Source organism: Paenibacillus xanthanilyticus, from assembly GCF_042682185.1.
Taxonomy (GTDB): Bacteria; Bacillota; Bacilli; order Paenibacillales; family Paenibacillaceae; genus Paenibacillus_Z; species Paenibacillus_Z xanthanilyticus.
Genome location: NZ_JBHUHA010000001.1, coordinates 3,733,501 through 3,746,163 on the forward strand (window position 1 = coordinate 3,733,501; position 12,663 = coordinate 3,746,163).

Annotated in this window: 6 protein-coding genes; all 6 read right to left on the reverse strand. The window is 56.7% G+C overall.

Features of this window, described 5'->3' with window-relative positions; all coding sequences use genetic code 11:
• Positions 1 to 123: 123 nt before the first annotated feature.
• Positions 124 to 7,746: a pullulanase gene (locus tag ACFSKT_RS16065; RefSeq protein WP_377717905.1), complete on the reverse strand. Its 7,623-nt coding sequence runs from the start codon at positions 7,744 to 7,746 to the stop codon at positions 124 to 126.
• 518 nt (positions 7,747 to 8,264) lie between these two features.
• Entirely contained in the window at positions 8,265 to 8,732 is a 468-nt protein-coding gene (locus ACFSKT_RS16070) for a DUF420 domain-containing protein (RefSeq protein ID WP_377717981.1), read from the reverse strand.
• Positions 8,733 to 8,880: 148 nt separating this feature from the next.
• Positions 8,881 to 9,801, reverse strand: a complete 921-nt coding sequence (gene ctaG / locus ACFSKT_RS16075; RefSeq protein ID WP_377717906.1) for a cytochrome c oxidase assembly factor CtaG — start codon at positions 9,799 to 9,801, stop codon at positions 8,881 to 8,883.
• A gap of 85 nt (positions 9,802 to 9,886) precedes the next feature.
• Complete coding sequence (locus tag ACFSKT_RS16080; protein WP_148932095.1) at positions 9,887 to 10,204, reverse strand: cytochrome C oxidase subunit IV family protein; 318 nt, start codon at positions 10,202 to 10,204, stop codon at positions 9,887 to 9,889.
• A gap of 3 nt (positions 10,205 to 10,207) precedes the next feature.
• Positions 10,208 to 10,828, reverse strand: a complete 621-nt coding sequence (locus tag ACFSKT_RS16085) for a cytochrome (ubi)quinol oxidase subunit III (protein ID WP_377717907.1) — start codon at positions 10,826 to 10,828, stop codon at positions 10,208 to 10,210.
• Positions 10,825 to 12,633, reverse strand: coding sequence for a cytochrome c oxidase subunit I (gene ctaD / locus ACFSKT_RS16090; RefSeq protein WP_377717982.1), 1,809 nt, complete (start codon positions 12,631 to 12,633; stop codon positions 10,825 to 10,827). The genes ACFSKT_RS16085 and ctaD overlap by 4 nt, the downstream gene beginning before the upstream one ends.
• Positions 12,634 to 12,663: the final 30 nt, after the last annotated feature.

Here is a 12,663-nt window from a genome sequence, read left to right on the forward strand (position 1 = left end):
CTAATCCTTTTCCGTATCTCTATATTACCATGAATGCCCAGCTAAAGCTTACGAAAACAAAAAACGCCCCGGACAGCCTTATTAGGCCATCCGGGACGAATCTTTGCGGCTAACGTTAGCTTATTAAGGCTGCAGCTTGCCGAGCAATGTAAATACGACTTGCGCGGCTTCCGCGCGGGTCAGCTTGGCTTGCGGGGCAAAGCGATTGCCGCTTTGGCCCTGCACGAGCCCGAGCTGCGCGGCCTTATCGACCGATGCCGCCGCCCATGCGCTAATCGCGGCGCGATCGGCGAATTCGCTGGCAGCTGCCGGCTCCGCGTCTTTGCCTTGCTTGGCTTCCAGCGCGCGAACGAGCATAACCGCCATCTCTTCGCGGCTGATCGTCCAGTTCGGCGCGAACTTGTCGCCGCCGACGCCGCCGACGATGCCCGCTTTCACGGCTGCCGCGACGTAGGCCGAATACCAGGCGCCGGAAGGCGTATCCGCGAAGGTCGCCTGGCCTTCCGCCGCAAGGCCCATCGCCCGCGCGAGCAGCGCGGTGAATTCCGCCCGGCTGATCGCTTGCCCCGGTTTGAAGGCGTCCGCCGTTACGCCGGTTACGATTTGCTTCGCTGCAAGCGACTGGATCGCGCCTTGCGCCCAGAAGCCCGCCGGTACATCCGTGAACGACTTGCGGATTTCAAGCGCCGCATACGTGCTGAAATGCTTCACTTGCGCGGTGACGATGCCGTCCTTCACCGTGCCGCCGATCCATTCCAGCTTCCCGTCCGCGCCGATGAAATACACGCCCAGCAGATCCGGGTTCGCGCCGTCCTTCAGACGGAACGACAGCGTGATCGGCTGCGCGAACGCGCTCACGTTCTGGCGCGTGCCGTCCTTCTTCACAAGCGCGAGCGTGAACGCAACGACTTCGGAGACGGCGCTCGCTTTGGTGCTGCCGTTCGAGAGTCCTTGCATAAGCGCTTGCGCTTCGCCGCTCGGCAGCGGCTTCGCCGCGAACGCGATGCGCGCTCCGGCCGCATCCGCGCCGGATACGAGCTTGCTAATGGCGCTCAATACTTCGTTCGGTACGACCGCCGTCATGTCGCCCGACTTCACGAGCAGGTCGCTCGCGCCAAGCGTCTTCGCCGCGTCGATCGGCAGCAGCGCTTCGGTTTTACCCGCCGGAAGCGTCACTGCCGCTTGGCCGTCCTTGCCGTTCTTGAGTTCGGCTTCGGTGACGATTTGCGCGTCTTCCGCCGCGTTCGGCGTGCTTGGCGCTGGCACGCTGCCCGAACCATTCGATACGAACGTGAAGATCGCGGTACCGCCGTCATTGCGGCTCGGCAGGTCAACCGTTACCGTTCCATCGTAAGCTACCGTATAGGTGGAACCGCCATAAATGTCTTTGATGATCGCGTAGGCGCCGAATGGCACCGGAATCGTCGCCTTGACGGCTTCCGCCTTCGTGTTGATGGCCGTGACGACGTCGACATTGCCGTAATGCTTGTTGAACGCGAGGTAGCCGAGGGCATCCGATCCCGCCAGCTTTGTCCGCGTGCCTTTGGCGAACACTTTGGAGTATTCCGCGCGGATGTTCAGCAGCTTCTGGTAGTGATCATGAAGCAACTTCTCTTCCTCGAGCTTATTCCATGGCATATCCTTCCGATTCTCGCTCAATTGGCCTGCCGTCATGTCGCCGGCGTTCCGACCCGAGTTACCCAGCTCTTCGCCGTAGTAGACGACCGGTTGGCCCTTCGCCGTAATCTGCAGCGCCGCCGCGATTTTGAGCTTGCCTTTATCCCCGCCCACATACTCGGAGAGGAAGCCGTGCTCGTCATGGCTGCTCAGGAACTGCGCCATCATCTTCGTGTTATCGATGCTTGCCTCGCGGTCCTGCAGGTACGCATCGACCGCCTCGACTTGCCCGTCCGTGAATTGTCTCGCCCGTTCCTTGAAGCCAAAGTCGAGCAAGCTGTCCATCTGGCCGGTCTGCAGCATGCCGCCGTTGTTGTTGACGGTGCCGCCGAAATACTCGCCGACCATTTTGAAGCTTGGATCGATCGCCGTCAGGGCGTTCTTGAACGCCTTCCACGTCGTGTCCTCGACATGCTTGACGGTATCGACGCGGAAGTAGTCGATTGTGTCGCCGCGCTCCGTACGGGCATTGTTCAGCCAGCCGGTCTGCCAGGCGATCACTTGATTGCGGACCGCCTCATCCTCGGTGATGAAGTCCGGCAGGTAGGCCAATTCGCCTTTGACCGGATTCACGTCCGCGCTCAAGCCGTCCGTGCGGAGCATGCCGTTGAACCGCTGCTTATCCGCGATCGATACATCTTCTGTATCGTCCCACTTCACCCCGTAGCCGGTGTGGTTCAACACGACGTCGACCATGATTTTAATGCCGCGGTCGTGCGCCTTGTCGATCAGCTCTTTGAAGGTGTCCATGTCGCCCAAATGCTCATCCAGTTGGGTAAAGTCCTTCGCCCAATAGCCGTGGTAGCCAAACTGCTTGCCCCAACCGGCACCCTGGTTAAAGTCGATGTTATCCACGATCGGCGAAATCCAGAGGGTATTGATGCCAAGCTCCTGCAGATAGTCCAGCTTGTCGATCATGCCTTTGAAGTCACCGCCGTGGTACGCTTCCAGATGCGTTTTGTCCACGTTCTGATTGTTCGTCGTATCGCCGTCATTGAACCGGTCGGTCAGCGCGAAGTAAATCCGTGCCTCATCCCAGTCAAAATCAAGCTCGCTGCCCGTGTACGTGCGGGCTTGCACCGTAACCGTCGCATTGTGACGGTGCGCATTGCCGTACTGATCGACGAGCACGACCGGAATTGTCTTCGCGCCGGCGCCGATCGAATCCTTCACCGCAATCGTATGCTTCATTAACGCGGTGTCGAAGTTCGCTTTGGCTGGTCCGCCAAGCGCGGTGAGATCCAAATAGCCTTTCGTGAACTGCACGCCTTCGGCCGTCTGCGCGTTCACGCTCAGCACCGCGTTCGTGTTGGCGTTCAGCACGTTCGGCGCCGCAGCCGATGTGAGGGTTACCGCCGGCTTGCGGTACACCAGCGCCGTATCGCCGTTCTTCGGATCGGCAATCTCGGTCGTCTCGCCGTTCTTCGTCACGAGGAACGTATACGGGTGATCGCCTTCCTGTACGCCGGTCAATTTGTACGCGAACCATTCTTTGTCCGCGTCGTAAACCATCTTATACACGTGGCCGCCGAATTTGACTTTGACGTCGGTAATCGCGGACATGCCGCCGCTCTTGAACAGCGCCTCGTCCCGGTAGACGAGCGTAATGCCGTCTTCCTCGTAGATCGGACCGTTGTTGGCCGGCACGAGGTGAATGTCCCGCTCCATGCTCGTCACGACAACCTTGGTCAGCGCTTGGCCGGCCGTGAGCGAAATGCTGCGGTCATCCGGAATATCCTGTTTCGCGGTATTCCAGTCCGTTCCTTTGCGAAGCACGAATCCGACGCTTGTCGCTTGCGGATGCACCTCGATCAGGACGCTGGCGGTGCCGTTCTCGAACGTCGTGAAGTTGATTTGATCGTTCTTGGCTCCTGTGCCCCATACCCACAGGTTCCAATCGGTGTAATTCTTGTCTGGACGAACATACGTGAAGAGCACGTACCGCTTGTTGTCTGCGGCTTCGTTCGTCACGTTCACGAGCAAGACCTTCGTTACGCCGCCGTAGGACACCGTAATTTTGGCCGTGCCCGTGCTAACGCCTTGAACGACGCCCGCGCTCGATACCGTCGCGACGCCCGGTTTGTTCGACGCGTATACGGCCGTGCCGGTTACCACGCGCTTGCTGCCATCCGCGTATTTCGCCGTTACCGTCGTTTGGTGCGTCTTGCCGACTTGCAGCGCATAGGCCTCGCTGTCGACTTCAAGAACGCGCAGTTCGGCGTTCGGCTCCATCCGAATGATCACGGTCGTCAACGGGTCGATCGTCAGCGTGGTTGCGGTCAGCGCAAAGCCCGATTGCTGCGCGGCCGGGATCGATTCCTTGCCTGCTTGGTCGTTGTCGGCCAGCACTTGCCCCGCCGTCAAGTTCTCCGGCAGCGTCAGTGTTCTGGATACGTTATCGGCATTGACGAACACGTAGTAGCTGCCCGTGCCGTCGGTCGACCGGTTCTTGTAGCCGATGACGAGGTCATTGGGTTTGATCTCCGGCGCCGTGATCAGCGTGACGTTCTGATCGACCGCTGCTTTGTCGCCGAGACGGAACGCGTTCGTCGACTTGCGCAGCTCGATCAGTCCGGCCGTATAGTCTTTCGTTTGATTCTGCACCGGATACGTCTGCGCATCCGTGACTTTGGACCAGTCGAACATGTTGACCGCGTCCGTCGAGTCGTAGGAATCGTGGATGAAATACCCGAAGGATTTGCCGCTCGCGTCTTTCAGCTCAGTATACTTCTGTTCTGGTACCGCTTCGCTCTTCCACTGCTTCGTACGGCCGTATTCCTGGCCTGCGTGCAGGAACGCCGTGCCTTGCGAGGTCATGATCAGCGTGTTGCCGAGTCGAATCCGCTTCTGGATTTCAAGCTCGTTCGCCGGTACCGCTGGATCCTTCTTGATCGACTGCGCGATGACGTCGTGCAGCGTCAAGTTATCATGAGCTTCGATATAGCTCACCATATCGCCCGGATCGTCGGCCGGCGTATTGGAAGGCTGCGCCTTGATATTGTTCAGGATCGTCGCGATCGGACGTGCGCCTCCCGTAATGAACCGCGGTTCCCCTTCCGAGCCGTAGCCGGATTTCAATTCATTGCGAATTTCGTCGGAGAATACGCCGACGTCGTTCGTTTTGTCCATCCAAGCCTGATCAGCGCCCTTGCCCGCCAATGACGGGTCGGCGGATGCGCCTTTAAACGTCTTCCAGCCTTCGCCGATGAACAGCGCCTTCGGATTGATTGCGATCGCCGCGTTGTACGCGTTCTGTACGGAATCCTGCGTCGCATCGCCCATCATGTCCCAGCGCATGCCATCGATTTTGTATTCCTCGAACCAATATTTTACGGAATCGATCATCAGCTTCTCGGCCATCTTGTGGCTGGTCGCCAGATTGTTGCCGAAGTCGCCGAGGAATTTCCCGTTCGCGTCCTGGAACGCGTAGTAGTTCGGCACGATGTCGCCAAGCAGCGTCTCCTTCGACATGTGCGTGTAGACGACGTCCAGCACGACGCCCATGCCCGCTTCATGCACGGCATCGATCAACCGCTTCAGTTCCCGGATACGCAGCTCGGGATCGGTAGGATCCTGCGAATACGCGCCGTCCGGCGAGAAGTAGCTGTGCGGATCATATCCCCAGTTGAACTCGTTGTCCTTCGTGGAGTAATCCAATTCGCGCTCGCTCATCTTCGTCTCGTCGCCATAGTACCAAGCCATGACGGGGAGCAGCTGAATATGCGTCACGCCGAGCGATTTAATGTAATCGAGCTTCTGAATAAAGGCATCGTACGAGCCCCATCTTTCGCCGTTCAAACTAATCTCGACGGACGGATCGGACGTAAAGTCGCGTACATGCACCTCGTACATGATCGCATCCTCACGCTTCTCGTAGCCGGCAATGTCGGCATATGCGAAGCCCTCCGGGTCGGTCCCGCTTAAGTCGACGATGGCGGCTTTGCCGACTTTGTCGCCGTCCGCGCCGGCCTCGTCCTTCGTATTGACGGTGAAGGCCGCCATCGACTTGGCATACGGGTCGAGCACTTGTTTCGTGACGCCGTTGTTCGTGACCTCGTACTGGTAGAAGTAGCCGCGCACATCCTGCACGCTCGTCAGGTCTGCCGGCTTCAATTCGACGGACCAGACGCCTTGCTCGCCTTTCGCGAGTTCGACGCTGCCGACCAGCTTTGAAGCATCCGCTATGTCGTAGACTTTCGCCACGACCTTGGTCGCAAGCGGCGCCCACAGCTTAAGCATCGCGGTCTTGTTCGCCGCATCATACGCGGCGCCCAAGTCGTCGCCCGTGTAATGGTACATCTCATCCAGCAGGCGCCAGCCCGATGCGGCGCTTACCGTCTTGCCCTCGTAGCTGACGCTAAGCGGCAGCTTCTCCAGCTCGAAAGGCTCGGTCGAGGCTTGAACCTGCGTCCCGTCGATAATGGTCGCGCCCGTCACTTTGATGGCTGCTCCAGTCTTGTCTTTCACGGTCAGGCCTTGAACCAGCGCGACATCGTTCAGACTGCTCGTGAGCGCAAATCCGAGCAGCAGCTTGTTCGTCGACAACACTTCGGCCGATTGGAAAATGTCGGCGGTTTCGCCGAACGGCGACACGTACACCTTCGTGTCATTCTCTTTCAGCCACAGCTGGTTGTAGCGACTGAGCATCGCGAACGTGCGATTCTCGCCGTCTTTGTCGCCGCCGACCGGCTTCATGACGATCATGCCGATCTTCTGCGCGTTCGCCTTCAGCGGCACGTCGACGTAAGCGCCGAACCGGTCCGTCTTCGCGAATGGCGTCGCGGCGCCCGGCCAATCGCCGTTCGCTTCCGATGTCTTCACGACATCGTCCCACAGCCACAGGCCGTAGTCGGTTGCCTTATCGTCTGAGCGGGTATAGTGGATCCGTACGGAGCCTTCCGCCAGATCGGCAGCCGGCGGGTACGGCGTGACCACATCCGAGCCCTGCTTGATCCAGATCTCGTTCGTTTGCGCGTTCGGGATGGTGTAGTTCTTGTCGCCGCCATCCTTAGCGCCCGATGTCGGAATCCGATTGACGACCAAGAAGGAGATCTTCTTCGCCCCGGCCTTCAACGGCACGTCGACATAAGCGCCGTAATCGTCCAACTGCCCTGCCGGGAATGGCATCGCGCCTTGCGGCCAGCCGCTCGTAGGCGTCTGCACGTCATTCCATGTCCATAAGCCTTGATCGGCATAGTCATGGTTGGTCCGCTGGTAGTGCACGCGCATATGGCCAGCCGGCACCGGCGGAGCCTCGAGCTGCGGCACTTCCGTCTCCGGCGTCTCCTCTTCCGGCGTCTCCTCTTCCGGCGTTTCAACCGGAGGAACCGTAAATTCGGCGTTCACATCGTGCGTTACCGCGTTGAGTTTGAACGTGACCTGCAGGTTCGATGGCAGCGTCAGATTCGCTGGTTCCGCCGGATACAGCGCGTTGTCCGCTCCATTCGCGCCGGGCACCGACACTTGGTACGTGTAGCTGCCTTGCGGTACGTAAACCTGTTTGGTGTAAACGTTATCAAAATCCGGATCGGTCAGCGCGATCGCCGCATCCGACGGTGTCGTATCCGAAGCGTCATCGAGCACCTTAACGTTGCCTGCCACGAGAGGCAGCTTGTCGGCCGCAATCGGGGCGTAGAAGGTAGAGTCCGCGATTTTCTTCGTTGTATCGTTGTAGTAGAAGGTGACCGTTCTCGCTTCGGTCAACGTGAATTGAATATTGCCGTCTTTGTTCGTTCCTTGCGGATTCGTATAGCTTCCGAACCCGTAGCTCTCGTCCCACTTGCCGTTCAAAGCGACTTTATACTGATACGTGCCCGCGGGTAATTTCCCGGTAAACGCATAATAACCGCCGCCAAGATCCGTCATTCGCGACGCTTCCGCATCCTGCTTCCAATCGGCCGGCGGCGTCTGTCCGTCGTCGAAGATCAGCTTCGACTGCAGATCGCCTACGAGGTAGGCTGTCCGGCTCTCCGCCCCCGCACCGTTCGGATACAATCCGATACTGGATATCAGCAGCGCGGCAATCATGACATATGCAAAAGCACGCCGCACATTTCCCCTGAATTTCATGTTCGCGTAACCTCCTATGTACTATTGCAAGCGATTTCAAAATGACCGATCAGCAGAATTCGCCATTTAAGCTTAGCGCTCGTTCTATCTATGCAGCCTGCGAGACAATCACACTTTCATGGCGCCTCTACTCCGAGTTCAACCCCCTCTCTTTGCTTATCGCTCTTCGTTTGCACAAACGTTTGCACAAAATGCGACAAAAACCTACCCATTCCAGGCTTATTTCGTCGCATTTAGCGTATCATATAGACCTTTGGCGAAATCACGCGCCTCATGTTGTACAAACGTTTGCACAAATTCTACATACTATGTTATCACGGGCGTCGCTTGATGTAAACGGTATCATTTCAGCTTCTGACAGAAGTTGCTTCATAGCGCGCGAACAACAATTAACGGCGAAAGGGCATTTTGATTGGCAGGTGTGTTTTAATATCTGGAGGCAGCTAGACGTCTCTCCCCTAGTTACAGTCTATTCTCGCATAAAAAAAGCAGCACCCGTGGGGTACCGCTTGTCTGTCCTATGATAAGCCAAAAATAGCGTCCAGCATCGGCTTCGTATGGCCGCCCGGATACATGACGTACAGCAGAACGTATACGGCCACGCCTGTCACCGCCGTGAAAAACCACATGATCGACGTGACGCGTCCGATTTTCCGGTGTTTGGCGAACCGCTCTTTGAACCCCAATACGAGGGTCGAAATCCCGAACACGGCGGCAACCGTGGCCAAGACGATGTGGAAAATAAGGAACACCCTGTAATACGGCTCCAGGCTGTCCGGACCGCCCCACACCGTGTTGCCGACGAAGATCGTCCGCGACGAATACACGATGAAGAACAAGGTCGCGAACACGGCGCCCGCAAGCATGACCTTCTTGTGCGCATCCAGCCTGCGCTTGATGGCCAGGTTCCACCCGATCGCGACGAGCACGGCGCTTATCACGATGAACGTCGTGCTGATCGTCGGAAATAACGTATAAATCGACACTTGCACATCCCACCAATTCATTGATCAATCCTGTTGTGTTCCTGCGGGCGGAGGAGCCCTTACTCATCCGCCAACTTCTTGCATGTATACTTGCCCGCGGAAAGCGGAGAACACGCCCTATCCGCGAGCGATGCCGCCAAAGCGGATTTTACGTGTTCGCGCCTGCCGGATCGAGCCTGCCGCTGCCCGTATCCTCCGTATCCACATCATCGGCATGCTCGCGCTTGTACCATTGTTTAAACACGTAAATCAAAATGCCGCCGTACATGAATTCCTGCACGAGCTTCATAATAATGCCGCCCGTCTGCTGATCTTCGAGCGCGCCCATGAGATTAAAGAACGTCGGGCCGCTGAACTGGCTTAGCAGGGTGGATACATCGCCGCCAACGCAATATCCCATGGCGTACGCCCAAATCTCGGGATCGTTATAGGTGGCGTACATTGGGGCGCCGGCAAAGATAATTAACGCGCAAGCAGGCGTCAACAGAAGACCGTTCGCGAATATGTAAGCCATCTTGCGTACATCGGCCAGACGGTTCCACTCCGGCACCGGCCCCGCAATCTGCCACCACATCATGAACGCCGAAATGAGCAGGACGACGTAATAGACACGGTGCACGAAGAAGTGGGTCATGACAAAGTCATGCACGACCGGGAAGTGATAGACCGAGAACAGGACGTTGAATGCCAACAGCGTCAAGATCGGATTCATCAAGAAACTCAACCGCTTCCAGAACGAAGCCCGGAACATGAGTCGCCACATAAATACCGGTACACCAAGCATAATGATTGGCGGCACAATGAGATAAGAGAGGGACATGCTTGCCATATGGAACGAAAACATCATATGGCCCAGCAGATCGATCGGTCCTCCCTGTGCGAGATAGAACAGGATCGCGCCGCTGACGAACCATGTCTTCTGTCCGGCCGTTACAGGCGGCTCATCGGGTTGATGCTTCAATCGCCATGGTCCGGCGATATAGAAATAGAGCAGCACCAGCGCAGCCATCAAGAAGAAGAACATGGGACTCCACAACTCTTCAAAGCTGAAATATTGTAAGCCTAGCACGCCCAGTTGAACTCCCCTTTCGGTAACTTACATTACGTACGACAAAAGAGGGAGTCGAAAAGACCTCCCTCTCCCTCATTCGATTTTACCACCAAGTCCAATACTCGGCCATAACGACAATTGTCAAAACGACGAACACGCCGGTTAGAATCGCGATAATCGGATACAAATGTCCGCGGTCCTTCATGTGCATCCAGAACGACATCTGGATAAACACTTGAATGACGGCCATGACCAGCAGCATGATATAGACAAATGTCGAGTTGATCTCGCCCGCTGCGACCATCGCGAATGCGATGACCGTCAGCACGACCGAGAAGATAAACGCTACGATATGCTTCTGCGGGCCTTCATGCTTATGGCGTTTGCCATGCTCTTCCGCAGCGGAATGATGATTTGCCATTGATTAGCCCACCTTTCCCATCAGGTACACGACGGTGAAGATGAATACCCATACGACGTCGATAAAGTGCCAGTACATACCGGCGACGTATACTTTCGGCGCGGTAACGACCGTCAGACCTTTCTTGGTCGAAATCTGGATAATCAGCAAGGTGATCCACAAGACGCCGAACAATACGTGCGCGCCGTGGAAACCGACGAGCGTGTAGAATGAGGTACTAAATGCGCTAGTCGAGAACTTATGTCCCTCGTGCACATACTCATAGAACTCGTAAATCTCGAGGCCAAGGAAGCCGAAACCCAGTACTACGGTAATAATCAACCAGTTCAGCATGGCTTTCACTTGGTTGCGATGCATCGCTTGAATCGCGAACACGCTCGTAAGCGAGGACACCAGCAGGATCGCGGTCGCGATCGCAACGGTCGAGAGCTTGAAGAGCTCATCGGCCGTTGGGTTGCCGTCGCCGACTTGATGGCGAAGGGCTAGGAATGCGGAGAACAGGGTACCGAACAGGACCGTCTCGCCGCCAAGAAACAGCCAGAAGCCAAGTACTTTATTACGGCCTTCCAGGGTTGCCTTCTCAGGCTCATGAGGCAATTTGCCTTCTACGTGCGATGCGCTCATCCTTTTACCCCCTTATCTTGCAGCTCGTCTGGCTCGATATGGAAGCCATGGTCATCGTACACCGAGCGGAGGAACATACAGAGCAGCGTAATCCCCAGACCTGCGATCGTAAGCACATGCCAGTGATACATCAAACCGAAACCTGCAATGAATAATCCTACCGACATCACGAAAGGAAGAATCGATGGCGAAGGCATATGGATCGGTCCGAGCGGTTCTGCCGGCGTCATGGCCTTCTTGCCTTCCATTTTCTCTTTCCAGTATGCATCATAACCGCGTACGAGCGGAGTCTGTGCAAAGTTGTACTCAGGCGCTGGCGAGGAAATCGTCCACTCCAGCGTACGGCCGTCTTCCCACGGATCGTTCGCCGCATCGCGCGGTTTGAACGCCGTGATGACAACGTTGATGAGGAAGAACACGGTGCCAAGACCCATGAGCATAGCGCCGATCGTACTAATCAAGTTCAAGTTATTGAAGCCAAGGCCGTCCAGGTACTGCCAAACGCGACGTGGCATGCCCATCAGACCAAGGAAGTGCTGGACGAAGAACGTCAGGTGGAAACCGATGAAGAATGTCCAGAAGCAAAGTTTGCCCCAGCCTTCATGCAGCATGCGGCCGAACATCTTCGGCCACCAGTAGAACAGACCCGCGAAGATACCCAGGATCAAACCGCCTACGATAACGTAGTGGAAGTGGGCAACGACGAAGTAGGAGTCATGGTACTGGAAGTCCGCCGGCGCAGCCGCAAGCATGACGCCCGTGACGCCGCCCATGACAAACGTAGGTACGAAGCCTACGGCAAACAGGTTGGCCGTCGTGAATTTGATCGAGCCGCCCCACATCGTGAACAGCCAGTTGAAGATCTTGATACCGGTTGGAACCGCGATCAACATCGTGGCGATCGAGAACAACGCGTTCGCTACCGGTCCGAGACCGACGGTGAACATGTGATGCGCCCAAACCATGAAGCCAAGGAAGCCGATCAGCACGGTCGCAAATACCATCGAGCTGTAACCGAACAGGCGCTTGCGGGAGAACGTACTGATAACCTCAGAAATGACGCCGAATGCCGGCAAAATGAGGATGTAAACCTCAGGGTGACCGAAAATCCAGAAAATGTGCTCCCATAGCACGGCGTTACCGCCGTTGGAAACTTCAAAGAAGTTACCGCTAAAGAGACGGTCGAACATCAAGGCAACCAGACCAACGGTCAGTGCCGGGAAAGCGAACAGGATCAGCGCGGATGTAATGAACGCCGTCCATGTAAACATCGGCATCCGCATAAAGCTCATGCCTGGCGCGCGCATGTTAATGATCGTCGCCAAGAAGTTGATACCGCCGACGAGCGTACCGATACCCGCGATCTGAAGACCGAGCACGTAGTAATCGACGCCTTTGTCGGAGCTAAATGTCGTAGTCGAAAGCGGTGCGTACGACGTCCAACCGGCATCCGGCGCTCCGCCCGTAAACCAGCTGACGTTCAGCAGCACGCCGCCAAAGAAGAATGTCCAGAAGCCAAGCGCGTTCACGAACGGGAACGCGACGTCGCGCGCGCCGATCTGGAGCGGCACGATCGCGTTCATAAGCGCGAACAACAGCGGCATTGCAGCCAAGAAGATCATCGTCGTGCCGTGCATCGTAAGAAGTTCGTTGTATGTATCGGCACCAACGAAGTCATTGAGCGGCTTCCATAGTTGAACCCGGATTAGAAGTGCTTCCAGGCCGCCGACCAGGAAGAAGAAACCGCCGGCGATCAAATACAGAATGCCTATTTTCTTATGGTCAACCGTCGTCAGCCAGTCCATCAGACCGCTGTAACGTTTGACCGCATGTCC